This window comes from Gardnerella sp. DNF01204, assembly GCF_049244145.1.
In the GTDB taxonomy this organism is placed as follows: domain Bacteria; phylum Actinomycetota; class Actinomycetes; order Actinomycetales; family Bifidobacteriaceae; genus Bifidobacterium; species Bifidobacterium vaginale.
The window spans coordinates 914,840-935,755 of record NZ_CP058379.1; the positions used below are offsets into that span (position 1 = coordinate 914,840).

Sequence of the window (20,916 nt, forward strand, 5' to 3'; positions counted from 1 at the left end):
TGATGTTGGACGAGGATTATTTTTTATTGACTTTCGAACTAACTGTTCTAGGTTTTCTAGTATCAGTTTTGTTCTCAAGCAAAGGTTGTTTTTTAGTAGATTTAACGCTTCGCGGCTGACTTATATTATCTGTTTCATTTTGACTAATTGAACAAGATGAACGCGTTTTTTCTTTTTTTGAAGACATATAATCAGCAGACTTTTCAGACATATTGTTTTCTTTAGGAGTTATTACTGACGTTTCACATGACTGTTCAACTGGTTTTGATTGCGATTTTATGTTCTGATTTTCTTTTGACTTTTCACTAATATTTTCAGATAACTTTTTGGAAAATATATTAAAATTCGACGGCTTAATGGAATCATATTTCTCAAAAATTTTAGAACTTAACGCACGAATAGAAATTATTATTGCGCACACAAATATAACGAGAATCCAGGCCAACCCAAAACCAAATACTGTTAAATGACCTAAAGCACGAACACTTCTACTTACATTTACACCAACATTGGATAAACGATATTTACCTAAATCACCGTTTGCGAACAAGAATAGTATACTCATAACGAGTATTACTAATATGCAAGTTGATACCAAAACTACAGCTGATTCCACAAAAGCAATAACGGTAGACTTCCAATCAAGTTTATCTTTATCGAAATGCAAACGAATATTACAAGACTTAGAATATAAGATCACAAATAACGCAAATACGCCGCATAAGGCAAAAACGATACCATTAACCAGAATCCTATAAAGTGAATCACCTATAGAGTCTGGGAATATGGCAAAGAATGGAACAGGAGGCAAAGACTTACGATTAACTGCATAAATTGTGAAATTAGCAACTGATCCTATAGCAAATCCTGAACCTGAAATCCATGATAATGCCCATAATGCAACGTTTGGAAGCCATACCAGACATGCAATTGTGGTTAAAATTCTTGAACCTAATTGCATTCCTAACTTTGAAAAAACTATCTCAACATTACTTGCTCCAACAATGGACCAAAAGATAATCGTTGATAATGCAATAATTGCATAAATTGACAACACGATTACGGTTGAATAAAGGCAAATTTTTATGCGTTTTAATATATGTTCAGGAACATTTTTTGTTATATTATTTTTGATTAATACAAACAATGAGCTGTATGGGAAAACAGCTATTAACTGTGCAAAAGCATATACACAAAAGCTTTTTAACAATATGACTGGTAACGAATCCAATAACTCAATATTAGTATTTTGAGATATAACTCCATTGATGAAAACCCAAACAAATAAACCAATACAATTTACTAGCGATCCACCTTTTAGTTTTCTCATCAGAATCGCAAGCATTGTAATTATAAGCGAAGTCAAACCAAGTGGAATAACTGTAAGAATAAAATCATCAAAGCCTAGACCAACTCCTTGCGCAAAAAGAAGAGCAGCCCACGTCATCGACATTGATGAATCGGAAAGATTACCAGTTCCTTCTTCTATAGAAATAACAAGAAGGGTTAGTGACATGAATAATCCAACAACTATTGCAAAAATCAAAGTCGCAATAGCGGGTATAGATATCCCCTTCAAAATGCTAATAAGAGAAGACTTCAGTTTTTTCATAACATCATCCTCCCTTATTAGCCGCTTGAAGTTAGATCTAAGTTGTTCGATTTTTTATGATTACACCTAAAAACAATATATGAATAAATGTAGCTGCCCAAGTACAACACAAGCTACTACTCATACACCACTTTTATGCAGGCATCGTCATTAAACTAGAGCATTTATAAGATTGCAACTCATTCATTCCGCTAATTCCTGTTAACTCCATTACAAAGCAGAATCCAGCAACAGTGCCCTGCGACCTTTCAACAAGTCGCGCAGCAGCTTTTGCAGTTCCTCCTGTAGCAATTAAATCGTCAACAATAAGAACACGCTGACCAGGCTTTATAAGATCTTTCTCAATCTCTATCTTAGCTTCCCCATATTCGAGAGAATATGATTCGCTTATGACTTCGGGAGGCAATTTACCTGCTTTTCTTACGGCAACAAAACCTTTATTGAGTCGAGCAGCCAAAGCTGGACCAAACAAAAATCCACGAGCCTCAAGTCCAGCAACTAAATCAAATGAATCTTTAGAAACTGGCAACGAATCTACTAATGAATCAATAAGAATTCGCATACCACGATTATCAGCAAAAACAGGAAGAAAATCGCGGAAAACAATCTTTGGATTTGGAAACCCTGGAATTGTTCTAATAAGAGATGCTAAATATTTAACATCCTCATCACTAACATTCTTCAAAGATTTTACTGTAATATCAGTTGTTGTCATAATCTTATTGTTCTTATCTCAGTTTTCTTTGACTTCACCAGTTTCACTGGATTCTTGAATCTGCACAGTTTCGCTAGATTCTTGAGATTCATCTTTATCAGATGCATCAACATCTTCCGAGTTATCAGCTTCATCGTCTTTGTCATAGCTGTTGAAATCTACACGAACATAAACTCTATTCACAGCTCTGAAAGACACACGAAGTAGACTACCTTCTGAATCTAGAACAATCTCTTCGTGATCAGAATCAACTACGACGACCTTACCGATAATTCCACCAATTGTTATAACTTCAACGCCTGGTTTCAAAGAATCATGGAAGGACTTCAACTCATTTTGACGCTTCTTCATATTACGAGATTGGAACCACATGATACCAACCATGGCAATTACGAGTACAATAAGCATGCCATACTGGCTAACAAATTGGGGCACAATAAACTCCTTATGTATCCAACCCTAAGACGGACAAAACACCGTCCAAAACACTTATTTTATGTTATCTATCTGACATTATCAGGCGCTTTAAGACCTAAGTGTTGCCAAGCTTTTTCAGTGGCAACACGACCTTTAGGAGTCCTAATAAGGAACCCTTCACGCACTAAATATGGCTCACAAACGGTTTCTACAGTTTCTGCCTCTTCTCCAACCATTGCAGCCAAATTATTAAGCCCAACTGGACCACCATTAAATTGATTCACAATAGCTTTCAAAACCGCAATATCTAGACGGTCAAGACCTTGAGTATCAATCTGATACAACGATAAGGCTTCTATTACAGACTCGCGATTTACATCTTTAAGATTATGCACAACTGCCCAATCGCGTACGCGTCTTAACAGTCGATTTGCGATTCTAGGCGTTCCTCTGGAACGAATAGCAAGTTCTTTAGCTGCTTGATCAACAAGATGAACACCAAGAAGAACAGATGAACGTTCAATCAGTTTTTCCAACTCATCGTGAGGATAAAAATCCAAGTGAGCCGTAAAACCAAAACGTGCTCTAAGCGGAGAAGGAAGCATACCTTCGCGCGTAGTAGCACCAACCACAGTAAAATGCGGCAATGTAAGAGGTATAGAAGACGCCCCTGGTCCTTTGCCAACCATAACATCAACTCGGAAATCTTCCATAGCGATATAAAGCAACTCTTCTGCAGCTCGAGGCAAACGATGAATCTCATCAATAAACAGTACTTCACCAGTATCAAGAGAACTCAAAATTGATGCTAAATCACCAGCATGTTGAATAGCAGGACCAGACGTAACTCTAATAGATACGCCTAACTCATTAGCAACAATCATTGCTAATGTTGTTTTTCCAAGCCCAGGAGGACCTGCAAGCAACATGTGATCTGGAGGAACATCACGCAATCTTGCAGCATCCAAAAAAAGTTGTAACTGCGCCTTTAAAAGAGGCTGTCCAATAAATCCATCTAGAGCATGAGGTCTTAATTCTTCATCGCTAATCTGTTCATTTCCTATAGGAGATGATGAAACAATTCTTAATGAATCTTCGGATACGCCAGTATTTAAAGCTTGTACGTCGATTCCTTCATCCAAACTCATGAATCATCACCTGCCTCTATCTAACGCTGCCAATGCCATACGCAAAACATTAGGCATATCTGAATCACTGATTGGCAGAGCAATTTTTTCACTATTACACACGTTTTCAACCGCTCTTTGAGCATCTGACTGCTTCCACCCTAAAGACATAAGTCCATCGACAACCTTGCTGATGACAGATTCATCAAATTCCTTTTTATAAGATTTTGAATCTTTAGAAGTATCATCTTCATTTAATTGAGATACGTCAATAGAGCCTTTAAGCTCGAGGATAATTTTTTGAGCACCCTTTTTACCTAATCCTGGAGCAGAAGACAATGCGGTGATATCGCCATATGCAATAGCCTGCAATAAACGATTCACATTTAAAGTGGAAAGTAAAGAAAGAGCAACTTTAGGACCAACACCACTAACTTTCTGCTGAATTTGAAGAAAAATACGCTTGGCAGGCATACTTGTAAAACCATACAAAGTAACAGCATCTTGACTTACTTGTAAAGACGTATAAACCTTAACATCTTGACCTTCATGCAGCGCAGCCAAATCAGAGGATGGCATATAAACTTCATAGCCAACACCACTAACACAGATAAGCGCACATCGAGAATCAACTGATTCAATAACGCCGCTAAGCATACCAATCATCAGCGCTCACCTTTCTAGATAAATAGAACATCTGTTCTATAAAACATACTACATGTCACGTCCGACAGAAGAATGTCTGCTAGCAGAACGCAAAGAAGCAGCCCACTTTCGTTGAGCCTCAGTTAAATGTTGCTCTCGCTCTCCTCCTTGCAAAGCCCCTGCTGGGCGAAGCGCGTGACAAATCGCTTGAGCCAAGGCATCAGCTGCATCTGCAGGAGTCGGTAAAACATTAAGATTTAAAAGACGCGCAACCATGCGCTCTACCTGAGTTTTATCCGCCTTTCCATTTCCAGCAACAGCGAGTTTAACCTCTGTAGGAGTATGCAAAGCTACAGGAATACCTCTCTGAGCAGCAGCCAACATTGCAACACCTGCAACTTGAGCAGTACCAAGAACAGTGTTTCGATTTTCTTGAGCAAAAACACGCTCAATCGAAATAGTATCTGGCGAAAACCTTTCGATTTTCTCCACCAGTCCATTGTAAATTTCGAGCAATCTTAAATCTTGAGAAGTCTTAGGATCACTTCTTAATACATCGACGTGAATAAAAGAAAGCCGACGAGAAACGCCGGCTTCAATCACGCCGACCCCGCAGCGAGTAAGCCCGGGATCAACGCCCAAAATCATCATAGGAAACTATTCTGCTTCCTCAAGCTGAGCCATAACCTCATCTGAAGCAGTCCAGTTGCTGTAAATATTCTGAACATCGTCCAAATCGTCGAGATTGTCAATCAAACGAGACACTTTCTGAGCATCTTCAAAGCTCAATTCAACCTCATTGTTTGGATGCATAACGATTTCTGCGGAATCATAGTCGAAACCAGCATCTTGCAAAGCCTTACGAACAGTTACCAAATCGCTAGAATCAGTGTATACGGAATACACATCACCGTCGTCAGCAACATCTTCAGCGCCAGCTTCTGCAGCAATATCAAAAAGCTTGCTATAGTCAACGCCTTCGCTAGGAACCTCAATCAAGCCCTTACGCTCAAAGTTGAAGCTAACAGAACCGCTTGTAGCCAAAGAACCATTGCCCTTTGTAAGAGTGGAGCGAACGTCTGCTGCAGCGCGGTTGCGATTATCAGTAAGGCACTCAATAATCAATCCAACACCTGCTGGAGCATAGCCTTCGTAAACAATCTCTTCGTAGTTTGCGCCGCCTGCTTCTTCACCAGAACCACGCTTAACAGCGCGCTTAATATTATCTGCTGGCATAGAAGCTTTTTTAGCCTTAACGATTGCATCGTACAAAGTTGGGTTACCATCAGGGTCTCCACCACCAAGACGAGCAGCGATTTCAATATTCTTAATAAGCTTGGCGAAAAGCTTGCCGCGCTTAGCGTCAATAGCGGCTTTCTTATGCTTTGTGGTCGCCCACTTGGAATGACCTGACATGATACTCCTAAAAAGTGTACGGTTACGTAAACGTGATGATTTTAATGCTCTTTAGCGACAAATCGTCATGCGCTAGTATTTTTAAGCAAATTTTTAACTTCAAAAATCCTCTGTATAACGGTTATGATACCACCAATACAAAGGATAAACATGGCTAAACTAAGCCATAAAAGCCAGTCAGTTAATCCACTTAATCCCATTGAAATCAATATAATAGCCACTCTGTCTGCTCTAGTAATCAAACCTTTTTTAGCTTCCACCCCAACGGACTCACCTCTTGCTCTAGCATATGACGTTACAAAAGCAGCCATAATTGCTATTAGCGAACAAATCAATCCGCAATATTTTATAAAACCATTAACATATTCTGGCAAATATAAACATATGTTGATATTTTTAGCACGATATAAGCAAATACAAACACACAAAAATAGAGACCAATCAGCGATTCTATCTAAAGTAGAATCCAAAAACGCACCAAATTTCGTTCCACCATTTTGATTAGTTAAAGCAGCGACTGAACCATCCAAAGCATCTGCAAGGACAAAAATCGTAAGCAAAATTGTACCGAATAAAAGCCAGCCAGTCATAGAAACAAAAATTGAGGTTACTACAACAGCCAAAGTACCGAAAACAGTAATGCCATTTGCTGTACAGCCAAATTTTACAAGCAGCTTAGCAATAGGCGCAATAACACGCTTGAATCCACCTCTTAAAGATTCCAACATATCTAATAAAACGCCTTCCTAGATTAAACAAGCTACTCATACACACACTATCAACAAACTATGTTAATAAAAAACGCCGCTTAAAATTAAGCGGCGCAATTTCTAGCTCCCTCACCTGGATTCGAACCAAGACAAAGGGTTCCAAAGACCCGTGTGCTGCCATTACACCATGAGGGAACGGCGGAAAAAACCGCCAAGTCACTATTATGCCATAACAATTGACATCGTCAAGTTTGGCGTGGCGAAATAGGATTTATGCAAAGAAGAACCCCTTGCCATGATGCTCTGGATAAGTGTCAAACAGCTTTGCAACAGACCCATCTTCAAACACAGCTTTAATAGCACTTGCCAAAAGTGGGGCAATTGAAAGAACAGTTAACCCATCCCAACGCTTTTCTTCTGGAATTGGAACAGTATCCGTTAACACCACTTCCCTAGCTCCGCAATTCTTTAAACGTTCAACTGCAGGACCAGAAAGCACTCCGTGAGTTGCAACAACCGTAACAGACTTTGCACCAGCGTCCTTAAGAACATTACAAGCGCCTGCAATTGTTCCAGCAGTGTCAATTAAATCATCAACCATAACACAATCACGCCCAGCAACATCACCAACAACACGATTTGCTACAGCCTGATTTGGACGAGTAATATCTCTAGTCTTATGAACAAAAGCCAATGGACCTCCGCCTAAACGTTGCGCCCACTGTTCTGCAACTCGGATTCGACCTGCGTCTGGCGAAACAACGGTAACGTTTCCTAAATCTTCGCTGAAACGATCTCGAACGTAATCAACCAGCACTGGCATAGCAATCAAATGGTCTACAGGACCATCGAAGAATCCTTGCGATTGTGCCGCATGCAAGTCAACGCTCATGATTCGATCTGCGCCTGCTGTTTTAAGCAAATCAAACATCAAGCGGCAAGAAATAGGCTCACGACCGCGATGCTTTTTATCTTGTCTAGAATATCCAAGCAACGGGCACACAGCGGTAATAGAACGAGCAGACGCGCGCTTTAATGCGTCGATCATAATTAACTGTTCCATAATGGACTTGTTAACAGGGTCACTATGACTTTGCAACACAAACACGTCTGTTCCTCGCACAGACTGAGTGTAACGAACATACATCTCGCCATTAGCAAAATCATATGCTGTTGTTTCCAATACTTCTATACCAAGCTGATTTGCAACATCTCGAGCAAGCTTCGGATGCGCGCGACCAGTTACGAGAACAAGGTTTTTATCTGGCTTTCCTTCAAGGACGATGCTCACCATATCTCCAAACGCTAGTTCACTAACAGCCCACAAAAAACGGACTGTGATTAATACTATCTATTTGCGCAGACTATAATCATTAAGCCGTTTCATACACAACAAATCATTGCAAAAGATTCCAAATAATCACAAATCGCGTCTGTATAAACCATGCTTAACAATGTATTGAACAACTCCATCTGGAACCAAATACCATACAGGCTCCCCGTGCTCAGCTCGCTTACGAACATCAGTAGAAGAAATTGCTAGTGCTGGGATTTCCAAAATGTCAACTGGGAAACGATGACTGTGACAATTAATCATATCGTCACAAGAATCCGCTGAATACACATGAGCCTCAATTTGAGTAAACTTTTCTGGACTAGAATACCCAGGACGAGTAACAGCCACAAATCTAGCCAAATTCCACAGTTCTCTAGCATCTTTCCATTGCATAATCTCCGCAATAGCATCCGCGCCTGTAATAAAGAAAAGTTCAGCATCTGGATGCTGAGATCGAATATCGCGAAGCGTATCAATTGTATAAGTAACACCTGGTCTATCAATATCCACTCTGGAAACTGTGAACTTGGGATTAGAAGCAGTTGCAATCACAGTCATCAAATATCGATCTTCTGCGTTAGTAACCTTCTTATCAAGTTTAAAAACAGGCTTTCCTGTAGGAACAAAAATAACTTCGTCTAGATCATAAACCCATGCAACTTCAGAAGCTGCTACCAAGTGGCCGTTGTGAATAGGGTCAAAAGTGCCGCCCATGATCCCTATTCGTTGGCGCTGATGAACATTACCTCTAGCAGATTGACGGTGTTTAACAACACCTACCACAACAGGCGGCGCAGCCTCAGTGCCATTAAAAGACCCTTGGAACAAGTCAGACATTCTGCGCTCTTCAGAAAAATCTTTTACTTCTGACTTAATACTATTTTGGGAATCAACTTTAGAGTTGTTTAGATTATTTTGCATTAATTCATTTCCACATTTTGTTCAAAATACACAAAATCAAGCATCATGATTATTTTGCACCATCAAGCAAATCAGCAGCATCATCTGCCTTAGCTTCACCGATAACGCTAGAGGCAACGTTCGCCTTATCAGGATTAATATTGCCCATTTCCTCATTCCACTCATCTTGAACAACCCGTTTAATCTCCTCAAATGTTGGAAGAGGAAAATCAGGCTGGAAAATACTTCTAATCTTTGCAACAGATTCTGTAATCTTAATAAGAATATCTGCCATATTATCTACTTCACCGCAACGCTCAAGATTACTGAATTGAGATATATTATCTTCCATTTTTCTCAAATTCTTATTAATCTCATCTAAAGCAGCATTATCCTGAGGCTTGAAAATAGTACGATTATCCCTATCTGGCCAACCCATTAATATTGCATCAGCATATTCAAGAGAAGATCTTTGAGATGCAGACGCAATACCATCTTCAATTTGCACTAAAAACACATAGCGAACTATGGATAAACGCTCAGCGGAAATATCTAAAGCATCTAAAACATTGAAATCAGACACACCATATGATTCGCTTTTCGCGTATACAATATCTGATTTAGTTGATTCCTGTGTATTTGGCATACTCATAACCTTACTCTTAATACCTTATTATCTGTCACAATTTATAACATCAAGCTCTTATTTGACCATCTCCATAACCAATCCACTTTGTGGTTGTCATTTCTCTCAAACCCATCGGACCCCTGGCATGTAATTTTTGAGTAGAAATGCCAAGCTCAGCTCCAAAACCAAATTCGCCGCCATCCGTAAATCTTGTTGAAGCATTTACCATAACAACAGCTGAGTCTACAGATGACACAAAATTATTGATTGTTAAATAATCTTCAGAAATAATCGTCTCAGTATGCCCCGTTGAATACTTTGTAATATGATTCGCAGCATCCTCAACATCTTTTACAATCTTTACTCCTATTTGCAAAGACAAATATTCACGATTCCAATCATCATCATTTGCATGTTCTAACTGCAAACCATTGATATTTGAATCGAATAGAATATTGTAGGATTTTTCATCAGCATGAATCAAAACATTATGTTTAGCTAACTCGCTTGCAATTCTTGGCAGAAAATCTTTAGCAATATCTTGATTTACAAGCAATTTTTCTGCAGCATTACAAACTCCAACTCTTTGAGTTTTTGCATTTACAATAATTTGTATCGCTTTTTCAAAATCTGCTGTTTTATCCACGTAAATATGAACATTTCCAGCTCCAGTTTCTATAACTGGAACTGTTGACTCTTTAACAACTGCAGCGATTAGATTTGCACTTCCTCTAGGAACAAGAACATCAATATGACCATGAGCATGCATCATTGACGTTGCTCCACTTCTTCCAAGATCATCAACAGATTCTATAAGATTTCCACTTACACCAAAATCTTTTAATACTTGCTTGATTACAGAAATTGTCGCATGGTTCGTGCGCTCAGCTGCACTACCGCCTCTTAAAATTACAGCATTTGAAGATTTTATGCACAAAGATGCAACGTCAACAGTCACATTTGGTCTAGCTTCGTAAATAATTCCCATTACGCCTATTGGCACTCTTACTTGAGAAAGCCTAAGACCATTTTCTAGCGTGTATCCACGAACAACTTCTCCAACAGGATCTTGTAATTGCGCTATTTTTCTAATACTTTTTGCAGATTGGAATATTCTTTCTTCATCAAATTTAAGTCTGTCTAGTTTTCCAGCATCCATACCATTTTTTTGAGCTTTTTCTAAGTCTTGCTTATTTGCTTCTTCAATAAATTCTGCATTATTTTCAATAGAATCAGCAATAGCATTTAGAAGATTATTTTTAAAATTGGTATTAGCTTTAGCAAATTCACGCTGTGCTATTCGCGAAGCATCCGCTCTAGAAAAAACAATAGAATCTATAGAGTCCCCATAATCTTTAGACATATTGTTTTGTGCATTACTATGCGTTTCATCTAACTTTGTATCAAGATTAATCATATTGAACATATTAGCAATAGCAGTACTTAGGCTCCACCTCTTCAGGTAACATGTATACCAATTAGCACGAATGGAGGAATCATGGCAGAAAACACTACGAATACAGTTATGTTTCACAGCACTAGGTCAAACTCTAAAACCTATACATCGAAGCAAGCTATTCGTAGAGGAATAGCAGATGATGGTGGCTTGTTTGTTACGGATTGCCTTGGTGAAACTCGTTATGATATTTCTAATCTTTCTGGGAAAACTTATAAACATATTGCTAAAGACGTTCTTCAAATTCTCCTTCCAGATTTTACGTCTAGCGAGCTTGATGAGTGCGTTGAAAATGCTTATGGAAGTCAGTGGGAAGATAGTGAAATTACTCCTCTAAAGACTCTTGGAAATAATAATGATTTTGTTCTAGAGCTTTTCCACGGTCCTACATGTGCTTTTAAAGATGTTGCTTTGCAGATTTTGCCGCAATTCATTAGTCACACAAAAAATGTATCTGATTCTAATAAAAATGTTATGATTCTTACCGCCACTTCGGGAGATACAGGAAAAGCTGCGTTAGCTGGGTTTGCGGATATTGAAGGCACTTCTATGGTCACTTTTTACCCAGAAGGTAAAGTAAGTAAAATTCAAGAATTGCAAATGACAACTCAAAGTGGAAATAACGTAAAAGTATGCGCTGTTAGAGGAAATTTTGACGATGCGCAAAGCGGCGTTAAACAAATATTTACTAACAATTCAATTAATGAAACGGTTGAAAACAATAATCACGCACTGCTTTCTTCTGCTAATTCGATTAATATTGGAAGACTTATTCCTCAAGTTGTTTACTACTTCTACGCTTATTCTAAGCTTGTTGAACAAGGCGTTATTGAACTTGGTAATGAAGTGGAATTTTGTGTCCCTACTGGCAATTTTGGAAATATTCTTGCTGGATATTACGCGAAAATTCTTGGTCTTCCTGTAAAACACTTAATCGTAGCGAGCAACAGCAACAATGTTTTGTTTGACTTTTTGGTCAGTGGAACATATAACAAGATTCGACCATTTAACCAAACAATTGCACCGTCTATGGATATTCTTGTTTCTTCTAATTTAGAACGCATGCTTTACTACATGTGCGATAAAGATACACGACTGTTGCAAATGCTTATGAATGATTTACAACAATGGGGCGCCTTTGAAATACCAGATAATGTTCTTTCTAAAATTAGGAAACTTTTTGGTTGCGGCTGGGCAAACGAGGATCAAATTCGCGATTCCATACAAGAATGCTGGAATAAGCATAATTATGTTATTGATCCACATACTGCTTGCGGATACTTTGTTATGAATCATATTCCTCATGATTCTAATGTTCCGCGTGTTCTTTTGAGCACAGCAAGCCCGTATAAGTTCCCTAGGGTTGTTTGCGAATCTTTAGGCTTAAATGTTGAAGGATTAGATGATTTTGCTTGCATGGATTTGTTAGAAAGCAAAACTTCTACAAACGCTCCTAAAATGCTTAGCGAACTTAAAAATAAAACAGCTAGATTCAACGATGTTATTAACATCGAAGATATGCCAGATTATGTTCTTAAGTGCGCTAACGAAATTTGCTAAAGATTTTGGTTTAAGACTTAAACAAAGCATAATATACTTCGTTTAGTGTGTTTAAATCATGACCTTTTCTAGCTCCTGCAGAAAAGAATCTACGTCTTTTTACATTATCGTCTAGGCTTTTAAGTTTTAACGATAATTTTCTGCCTAATTCCCATGCAGCTTCTTCAAAAACACCGTCTTCTCTAGCTTCTTGCAATGTTGAACAGGCCACAGTGGAAGAAACGCCCTTTTTTTGTAGCTCAATGCGAGTCGCACGTTCTCCCAACAATCTAGATACACATGAGCGTATAACGGATCTAGCATATTGTTTATCGTCAACCAAATGTAATTCTTCCAAACGAATTATTACGGATTCAACAATATTCTCTTTGTAACCCTTATTTATGAGCCTATTCTTTAAATCATCGGAAGATCTAGCTGAATAATCTAGCATTCGTAAAGCAGATTCTCTACAATCGTCGAAATCAGAGGCTTTTTTGACATCTACTTTTTTAGCAGCTTTTCTACTATTAAATGAATTATACTTCTTAAAAGCGTAAGAAGAGTTTTCTTCACAATAATCTTCATGATTATTATCTAAGCTATCAAATGACTTATCATAAGCATCACTAACGCCAACTGTTGTTAAATCACAACCATTAACTTCAGATTCTTCTGCTTTTTCACACTCATTTTCTGCAGAATAATAAGAATCAACAGGTTTATGATTGCGAAGAAAACTCTCTACACTAATCATCTTCTATTCTTTTCACTGAATCTCAGCCAATATGATGTGAATCAGCTAAACTCAACTTTGTTTTAATAATTTTATTTAATATAGTTTTATTTGACATCACTGCCTTTTGAAGTGTTTGTTTTACTATCAGCACTTGAAGATGATACTGACTGAGAATTGTCATCTTCATCTTCTACCTCAACGAATTGATCTTCTGGCTTCATTAGCCCAAACGCTACTTTTACTTTATCGCTAATCTCTTCTGTAATAGCAGGATTATCTTTAAGGAATTGGCGAACGTTCTCCCTACCTTGCCCAAGTTGTTCACCTTCATAAGTGAACCAAGAACCAGATTTTTTAATAACATCGCACTGTACAGCCATATCGATTACAGAACCTTCAGTTGATATTCCTTCTCCGTAAAGAACATCAAACTCTGCTGTTTTAAAAGGCGGAGCCATTTTATTCTTTACAATCTTTACCTTAGTACGATTTCCAACAGCCTCTTCACCATTTTTGATAGTAGAAACTCGTCTAATATCCATTCGAACAGATGAATAGAATTTAAGAGCTTTACCACCAGTAGTTGTTTCTGGATTACCGAAGAATACACCAATTTTTTCACGAAGCTGATTAATAAATATTGCTGTCGTTCCAGCTTGAGACAATGCACCAGTCATTTTTCTTAAAGCTTGGCTCATTAAGCGCGCTTGTAAACCAACATGGCTATCTCCCATGTCTCCATCAATTTCCGCTTTTGGAACAAGAGCTGCTACAGAATCAACTACTATAACATCTAAAGCACCAGAACGAATTAGCATGTCGGCAATCTCTAATGCTTGTTCACCATTATCTGGCTGAGAAACAATAAGAGAATCTGTGTCAACACCCAATTTACGCGCATAAACTGGATCTAAAGCATGCTCAGCATCAATAAATGCAGCAATACCACCATTCTTTTGAGCATTAGCAACAATATGCAAAGCTAATGTTGTTTTACCAGAAGATTCAGGACCATAAACTTCCACAATACGCCCACGAGGAACGCCACCAATCCCTAGAGCCATATCTAGAGCTATTGAGCCAGTAGGGATAACCTCCACGTCTTGTAGTGGCTTATCACCCAATCGCATTGCGGAACCTTTACCATATTGTTTTTCAACATTGGCAAGAGCTGTTTCCAACGCTGCTTTTCTACGAGGATCTGCCTTGTCGGCATCAATAAGACGATCCACTGCACCTTTTTTTGCTTGTTGTGCCATATCTGCTACTCCTTTCGCATGCCGATGTATTGATTGACGTTAATGCAATACATAATGACTATGCAAGCGTTTTAGAGCAATGTGGTTAAAGGTTTTACTCAATAACACAATAGGCACTTATCACGCTGCAAGAAGCCCAACAATTGACATTATACACCATAAACGAACATTTGTTCGACAAGTGTGTTGACTTGAAATTCCAACGAAAATATCTATTTTGCAGGCATTGGTGGAGCATTATGATCTTTACCCCACCTCTTACTATCAGGAATATTCATGTGATCACATAAAACATTCCAGACAATTCTTGGCTCTACTCCAGCATCAATCGCCTCACGAGCACTCATACCATTAAGTTTTTGCAGCTCCTGATCTTTTGCGATACTCCTGCCAAACTCCCTGCCAAATACCTCTTCAAGAAGCTCCCAGAATTCACGCTCGCGCATCAAAAATCCAATCTTCAAAAATTATGGAATGCAGAATTTTGATTAACGCATAAACGACACCGTTTCGAACTTCTTCACGATTACCAGAAATATTTAATTGAGCAGAAATCAACAATCCTAAATCACAAGAATAAAAATCACATTTCTCCAAGGAGAAATTACTAATTTTTCCACACTTACAATCAAAAACGCAATTTTTTATTCTATTAAACTTGCAAGAAATCGCATCAGGGTCAAGCGAATAGCAAGATTTATCTGTAACAGTTGGAACAAAAACACCAATATACGCCAACCCAGCTGGCTTACCAGCATCAGAACCAGGTCCAGCAACACCAGTAGTTGACAATCCAATAATAGGAAAATCAGGATTGTCAACATCTTTTTGTTGCTCAAAACGCTTATAACACCAACCAGATCCACTGTATAATCTTGCTGCACCAAACGCCATTTGCTTTGCTACTCGCGCATCTACAGCACCACACGATTTTAATAAATCGCAATCCACACCAAGTATCTTAGATTTTTCACGAATATCGTAAGTAACAGCAGATCCAAGAAAAACTCTAGAAGCGCCAGGAATCTTTACAAACGAATCTGAAAGAAGACCCCCAGTCAGAGACTCAGCACATGCGATATGCAAAGAATGTGCATCGCAAAAATCAAGAATCTCACTAGCTAAAACACTAACAGAGTCACTACACATATCTATATCAATGCTTCAAAGCGTCGTTCACATAAAGAATACCAGAGTAAGTAGCAAAACCTATTGCAATTCCAATCAAACCGTAAGCAATGGAGTAATAGCAAATCACCCAAAGTGGAATATCATTTGCGCAGAAAATAGGAACAATAGGAACGAGAAGCATTGCAATACCAATTGACTGAGAAAGTGTCTTAAACTTTCCAGCAGAAGATGCTGCAATCACTTTACCGCCCTTATTTATAACATAGAATCGTAAAATAGTTATGCCAATTTCACGAATAACAAACAAAGCAGTAATCCACCAATATAGTTCTCCAAAAGCTGACGCAATAATAAGCGCGGAAAGCATAAGAAGCTTATCTGCTATAGGATCTAGTAATTTACCAAGCTCAGTTACCTGATTGTATTTTCTAGCCATCCAACCATCTAATTTATCTGTAGAAGCTGCAATTACAAACAAAACAAACACTGACCAACGTATCGCAGTAGAAGTATAACCCCAAGGACCTGCAACCAAATATAAGATTATAAATAGAATGGAAAGAATAATCCTTATGTATGTCACTACATTAGGAGCATAATCCCAACCTTCAAGTAATTTAGACTTACTGTTTTTCAACATCTATAAATACCTCCATAAAGCTACACAAATATGGTATAGCAAACGCAAAACTTAATTCAACTTTTACAAAGAATCACTTTCACCGCGAATAAATGCTAAAACTTTAGGCAAATCTTGAGGTTGCACAAGAACCTCACGTGCCTTAGATCCTTCGGATGGACCAACAACGCCACGCGACTCAAGCAAATCCATTAACCTACCAGCTTTAGAAAAGCCAACACGCAATTTTCTTTGAAGCATCGAAGTGGATCCAAACTGAGCGCCTACTACAAGCTCTGCAGCCTGAAGCAGCTCATCCATATCGTCGCCAATATCGCTAGTTTTAAGCTTGCTTTGAGCTTGAGCATCCGCTTTTTGAGCCATTTGTTCAATATCTTCACGATACTTTGGCTTGCGCTGAGTGCGAACATACTCCACAGCCCTGCGGATTTCAGATTCACTCACCCACGAGCCCTGCACACGCTGAGGCTTAGCAGCACCCATTGGAAGGAACAAAGCGTCACCTTGACCAATCAAAGTTTCTGCACCAACAGTATCGAGAATAACCCTGGAATCAGTTGCAGATGAAGTAGCAAAAGCCAAGCGAGAAGGAATATTTGCTTTAATCAAGCCTGTTACAACGTCAACAGATGGGCGCTGAGTAGCAAGAACCAAATGCACTCCTGCAGCTCGAGCAAGCTGAGTAATACGCTGAATAGAACTTTCCACATCGTTCTTAGCAACCATCATCAAATCAGCCATCTCGTCTACAACCACAAGCAAATACGGGTATGGAGCAACTTTTCGATTAGAACCAGCCGGAGCATGAACTTTTCCTTCACGCACAGCCTTGTTGAAATCTTTAACATGGCGGAAGCCGAAGAATTGCAAGTCGTCGTAGCGCGCGTCCATCTCTTTAACAACCCACTCGAGAGCCTGCGCAGCCTTCTTAGGATCCGTAATAATCGGTGTGAGCAAATGCGGAATGCCAGCGTATGCAGAAAGCTCTACTCTCTTAGGATCTACCAAAATCATACGAACCTGTTCAGGTGTTGCTCGCATGATAATAGAAGTGAGCATCGAGTTAATAAAACTCGACTTACCAGATCCTGTAGCACCTGCAACAAGCAAATGCGGCATTTTATCGAGAGCTGCCGTTACGAAATGACCCTCAACATCCTTACCAACACCTGTAAGCATAGGGTTTGGATCTTGGCGCGCTTTATCAGACCTAAGAACATCTCCCAGATTTACAATCTCTCTATCTACATTCGGGATCTCAATACCAATTGCAGACTTGCCCGGAATTGGAGAGAGAATACGCACATCAGTACTTGCTACAGCATACGCAATATTCTTTTGAAGATTCGTTACCTTCTCTACTTTTACTCCAGATCCTAACTCAACTTCATATTGAGTTACAGAAGGACCTCTTAAGAAGCCAATAACCTTCGCATCTACCTCAAATTGTTCAAAGGTAGAAGTTAAAGCTCGAATCACACGATCATTCGCTGGTGTTCTTGTTGCATGAGACTTTCCATGAACAAGTATGTTCAAATCTGGTAGAATATAAGGTTCATCTTCATAAACATTAGAATCACTATGATTTGAATCGTATATATCTTTGCCAGCAGCGCTATCACTATTATTTTCTTGCGATGACCTATATTTATCTAATTGCTGAGCAGGCATATTTCCCCAAGGATCAGAAGAATATTGCTCGCTGGTGCTTATAGGAGCCTTAGGGAATTCATCAATATATAATTCTGGAGATGTTTTCCAAGAATTAGAATTCGCAGAAGAACCACTTGAAGATACAGACCTAGGAGACTCACGATTATGTGATTTATCAACCGTATTCTCATAACCTTGCGATTGATTATTAAGATCACCATCATGAATATTCGTGCGATCAGCATTATTTGATTCGAAATTACTACCGCCATCTTTTGAAGATGCACAGAGAAAAGCATCATCTCCAGCATACTCATCTAAAAGCTCATTATTACTATCTTTTTTCTTAGTTCCAAATAGTGAATTCCATAATTTAGAAATTAACGAATTATGCAAAGATCTGCGAGACTTTTCAGATTTGTCAGAATCATCATGAGTTGGCACTCCATCAGCAAATTCAAGTGTTTTATCATCATCCTTAGAATCATTATCGTATGAATCTTCCTCAGAATTATCGTCTTTACTATCTTTACTATCTTTAGAAAAAGCAGAAAATATAAACTGCGTTATGTCTGTAACATGCAATTTTAAAATCATCAAAAACGAAAAAATTGCGATAATAACAAAAATCACTAGAGCAAAAGTCCTAGATAATCCCCAAGCTAAAGGAGAACCAAGAGAAAAACCTAATAATCCACCAGATTTTTGCAAATCTTCTATGTGAAAATGTTGATTTTTACTAGCAAATAAAATATCTAAAATAGAACATATAGACCACAAAATAAGAACAAAACCACCTATAACACGTGGGTTACCTGATTTTGATCCACTATTTCTCATTAGTCTAATTGCTACAGCAAATAACCAAACTGGTAAAACAATGCTCATAACTCCAAAAACTGCAGATGCTGCGAAGTGAAAAGCAACGCCTATAAAACCACTAACTCTAAACCATTCCGATGCGCAGAAAAGAATAGCAATAATAATCATTACAAAGCACAATCCATCTCTGCGGTATGCTTCGTCGTATTCTCCCACACCAAAAAGCGAACGTACTACTTTACCAACAAGTCGCGGAACAAAAAGCAGCGCGGATTCCCAAAAAGGTTCATCATAAGATACATTTGATGACGACTTTGATGACTTACCGCCCCTACCTGCCATATATAAGCTCCTTAAACATAAATTTATGAAACATAACAAATTATGCAATCCACATTATTCTACCCCAACGTGTACTAATATACGGGCATAAACGTGTACTGATAAATTAAAAAATCTAATTGCAAAAAGAATGATACTCAAAGTAAAAAATAATCTAGCATAAAAAAAAATTCGGCTGAAACCAGCCGAAAAAATGGGGTGGCTAACGCGGCTTGAACGCGCGACCTTCTGAACCACAATCAGATGCTCTACCAACTGAGCTATAGCCACCATTATGGCGCGAAACCCTTCGGGAATCGCACAACAGAGGAATACTATACACGATTTTTTAAATTTATGCTAGTCAATCTTCATTCGGCGCGTCGCACGACAATTCGACATTGCGTAATGTAAGAATATAGTTATGAGTTTTTCGCAAAAATCAGATTCAAATAATGAATTAAATGAAAGCGTTACAAACGAGCGAATTTTTGGTATTTTTGATTCAAAGTTACATACAACAAAAGTTCTTCTTCTTGGCTCTGGAGAACTTGGCAAAGAGATTGCTATAGAACTTATCAGGCTTGGCATAAGAGTATGCGCGGCAGATAGCTATGCGGACGCTCCAGCAATGCAAGTAGCTCAAGAAAATCGCGTTATAGATATGAGCGACTCTCAAGAGTTGCAAGACTTAATAAACGATATAAACCCAGACATAATAATTCCTGAAATTGAAGCAATATCAACTCAAATACTAAAAAATGTTGTAAAGAGTAAGAAAATTCAAGTTGTTCCAAGCTCTGATATTACTGCAATTGCTATGGACCGCGAAGCTTTGCGAAAAATTTCACACGAAAAACTAGGATTGCCAACAACACCATATCGATTTGCTTCTAACTATGAAGAATTAGAAAAAGGAGCAAAAATCGTAGGATATCCATGCGTCGTAAAACCAATTATGAGCTCATCTGGTCACGGTCAATCAATAGTAAAAAATCTTGAAAATCTACAAAATGCTTGGGTAGAAGCACAAAATGGAAGAAGATCTAAGCATAAGAGTCAGAACACACAAAACGCTGATATATCTCGCGTAATTGTTGAAGCTTTAGCACCATTAGACTACGAGCTAACAGTACTAACTGTAAGCTCTAGCGCTGGAATAACAACATGCGAACCCATTGCACAATTTCAAAAAAATGGCGATTACAGGCAATCATGGCAACCAGCAAATATACCAGAAAACGTTCGAATCAACGCTAAAAATATTGCTAAACGAGCCGTTGAAGGTCTATCTCAAATAGCAAGAGAAAACGGAGAAACTGGTTGGGGCGTTTATGGAGTTGAACTCTTTGTTCTTAAAAACGGTGATTTACTTTTCAACGAACTATCCCCTCGTCCGCACGATACTGGTATGGTTACAATGATTTCACAGTATTACAGCGAGTTTGCTCTGCATGTTTTAGCGATTTTGGGTGTTCCTATTACTCAAAAGCACACTGCTCTTTGTTTAAAAAATAATGAAGTCGCTTTAAGCCATGCACTTGTTGTAGAAGGTAATGGAAAAATTGGATTTGCGAATGTAGCAAAATCATTAAACACTGAAGATTGCGCAAGATGTGATATACGCATCTTTGGAAAGCCAGAAGTTCACGGCTCAAGACGCTTAGGTGTTATTTTGACAGTATCAAACAGCGTGCGTGATGCAAAATCTTGCGCGACACGCATTGCTAGCGAATTACACACTGTAGAACTACCGTCTTAAAACATCGAAAAATCAAGGTTTTTACTGGTTTAAGACATTAAAAGAATAAAAAATAATCTAAAAAAATTGTAGGTAACAATTGTTAGTC

20 protein-coding genes and 2 tRNA genes are annotated in these 20,916 nt (G+C 38.5%); 2 read left to right on the forward strand and 20 right to left on the reverse strand.

Annotated elements, in window-relative coordinates; all coding sequences use genetic code 11:
- Positions 1-16: 16 nt before the first annotated feature.
- The 13 genes from HXT46_RS03555 to HXT46_RS03615 form a co-directional block, all read right to left on the reverse strand.
- Positions 17-1,612, reverse strand: a complete 1,596-nt coding sequence (locus HXT46_RS03555) for a DUF6350 family protein (protein ID WP_020759731.1) — start codon at positions 1,610-1,612, stop codon at positions 17-19.
- Between the two features lie 133 nt (positions 1,613-1,745).
- Positions 1,746-2,327 (reverse strand): adenine phosphoribosyltransferase, encoded by a 582-nt coding sequence (locus HXT46_RS03560; protein ID WP_004125952.1) that lies wholly within the window; start codon positions 2,325-2,327, stop codon positions 1,746-1,748.
- Between the two features lie 18 nt (positions 2,328-2,345).
- Positions 2,346-2,762, reverse strand: a complete 417-nt coding sequence (gene yajC, locus HXT46_RS03565) for a preprotein translocase subunit YajC (protein ID WP_004138065.1) — start codon at positions 2,760-2,762, stop codon at positions 2,346-2,348.
- 68 nt (positions 2,763-2,830) lie between these two features.
- Positions 2,831-3,892, reverse strand: coding sequence for a Holliday junction branch migration DNA helicase RuvB (ruvB, locus tag HXT46_RS03570; RefSeq protein WP_004113654.1), 1,062 nt, complete (start codon positions 3,890-3,892; stop codon positions 2,831-2,833).
- A gap of 6 nt (positions 3,893-3,898) precedes the next feature.
- Complete coding sequence (gene ruvA / locus HXT46_RS03575; protein WP_421785639.1) at positions 3,899-4,537, reverse strand: Holliday junction branch migration protein RuvA; 639 nt, start codon at positions 4,535-4,537, stop codon at positions 3,899-3,901.
- A 48-nt stretch (positions 4,538-4,585) separates the two neighbouring features.
- Positions 4,586-5,167: a crossover junction endodeoxyribonuclease RuvC gene (gene ruvC, locus HXT46_RS03580; RefSeq protein WP_004113652.1), complete on the reverse strand. Its 582-nt coding sequence runs from the start codon at positions 5,165-5,167 to the stop codon at positions 4,586-4,588.
- 6 nt (positions 5,168-5,173) lie between these two features.
- The gene (locus tag HXT46_RS03585) at positions 5,174-5,932 is read right to left on the reverse strand and encodes a YebC/PmpR family DNA-binding transcriptional regulator (RefSeq protein ID WP_004113651.1); all 759 of its coding nucleotides are present in this window, start codon (positions 5,930-5,932) and stop codon (positions 5,174-5,176) included.
- A 65-nt stretch (positions 5,933-5,997) separates the two neighbouring features.
- On the reverse strand, positions 5,998-6,660 hold the full coding sequence (locus HXT46_RS03590; RefSeq protein ID WP_014554568.1) for a CDP-alcohol phosphatidyltransferase family protein: 663 nt from the start codon (positions 6,658-6,660) through the stop codon (positions 5,998-6,000).
- Between the two features lie 106 nt (positions 6,661-6,766).
- A tRNA-Gln gene (locus HXT46_RS03595) sits at positions 6,767-6,837 on the reverse strand.
- Positions 6,838-6,913: 76 nt separating this feature from the next.
- Positions 6,914-7,936 carry a ribose-phosphate diphosphokinase gene (locus HXT46_RS03600; RefSeq protein ID WP_032833905.1) on the reverse strand — a complete coding sequence of 341 codons (1,023 nt, stop codon included), beginning with the start codon at positions 7,934-7,936 and terminating at the stop codon, positions 6,914-6,916.
- A gap of 126 nt (positions 7,937-8,062) precedes the next feature.
- Positions 8,063-8,899, reverse strand: a complete 837-nt coding sequence (gene nadD / locus HXT46_RS03605; protein ID WP_004117782.1) for a nicotinate-nucleotide adenylyltransferase — start codon at positions 8,897-8,899, stop codon at positions 8,063-8,065.
- A 49-nt stretch (positions 8,900-8,948) separates the two neighbouring features.
- Complete coding sequence (locus HXT46_RS03610; protein WP_004117780.1) at positions 8,949-9,524, reverse strand: hypothetical protein; 576 nt, start codon at positions 9,522-9,524, stop codon at positions 8,949-8,951.
- A gap of 49 nt (positions 9,525-9,573) precedes the next feature.
- On the reverse strand, positions 9,574-10,932 hold the full coding sequence (locus HXT46_RS03615; RefSeq protein ID WP_080576954.1) for a glutamate-5-semialdehyde dehydrogenase: 1,359 nt from the start codon (positions 10,930-10,932) through the stop codon (positions 9,574-9,576).
- Between the two features lie 72 nt (positions 10,933-11,004).
- On the opposite strand from HXT46_RS03615, the gene thrC reads away from it, so the two are divergent.
- A complete protein-coding gene (gene thrC / locus HXT46_RS03620; protein WP_004117776.1) occupies positions 11,005-12,522 on the forward strand; it encodes a threonine synthase in 1,518 nt (505 codons plus the stop codon).
- Between the two features lie 10 nt (positions 12,523-12,532).
- Here the strand turns inward: thrC and HXT46_RS03625 are convergent, their stop codons facing one another.
- The 7 genes from HXT46_RS03625 to HXT46_RS03655 form a co-directional block, all read right to left on the reverse strand.
- The gene (locus HXT46_RS03625; protein ID WP_004117774.1) at positions 12,533-13,258 is read right to left on the reverse strand and encodes a regulatory protein RecX; all 726 of its coding nucleotides are present in this window, start codon (positions 13,256-13,258) and stop codon (positions 12,533-12,535) included.
- 86 nt (positions 13,259-13,344) lie between these two features.
- On the reverse strand, positions 13,345-14,499 hold the full coding sequence (gene recA / locus HXT46_RS03630) for a recombinase RecA (protein ID WP_004113623.1): 1,155 nt from the start codon (positions 14,497-14,499) through the stop codon (positions 13,345-13,347).
- A 212-nt stretch (positions 14,500-14,711) separates the two neighbouring features.
- Positions 14,712-14,945, reverse strand: coding sequence for a DUF3046 domain-containing protein (locus HXT46_RS03635; RefSeq protein ID WP_004113620.1), 234 nt, complete (start codon positions 14,943-14,945; stop codon positions 14,712-14,714).
- Complete coding sequence (locus tag HXT46_RS03640; RefSeq protein ID WP_004117772.1) at positions 14,932-15,648, reverse strand: CinA family protein; 717 nt, start codon at positions 15,646-15,648, stop codon at positions 14,932-14,934. The genes HXT46_RS03635 and HXT46_RS03640 overlap by 14 nt, the downstream gene beginning before the upstream one ends.
- Positions 15,649-15,655: 7 nt before the next feature.
- Positions 15,656-16,270, reverse strand: coding sequence for a CDP-diacylglycerol--glycerol-3-phosphate 3-phosphatidyltransferase (pgsA, locus tag HXT46_RS03645; RefSeq protein WP_004113615.1), 615 nt, complete (start codon positions 16,268-16,270; stop codon positions 15,656-15,658).
- Positions 16,271-16,333: 63 nt separating this feature from the next.
- Positions 16,334-19,087, reverse strand: coding sequence for a DNA translocase FtsK 4TM domain-containing protein (locus HXT46_RS03650; protein WP_421785642.1), 2,754 nt, complete (start codon positions 19,085-19,087; stop codon positions 16,334-16,336).
- 194 nt (positions 19,088-19,281) lie between these two features.
- Positions 19,282-19,357: transfer RNA gene (locus tag HXT46_RS03655), tRNA-His, on the reverse strand.
- Positions 19,358-19,490: 133 nt separating this feature from the next.
- Here HXT46_RS03655 and purT point away from each other — a divergent pair.
- Positions 19,491-20,828 carry a formate-dependent phosphoribosylglycinamide formyltransferase gene (gene purT / locus HXT46_RS03660; protein ID WP_004117771.1) on the forward strand — a complete coding sequence of 446 codons (1,338 nt, stop codon included), beginning with the start codon at positions 19,491-19,493 and terminating at the stop codon, positions 20,826-20,828.
- Positions 20,829-20,916 lie beyond the last annotated feature (88 nt).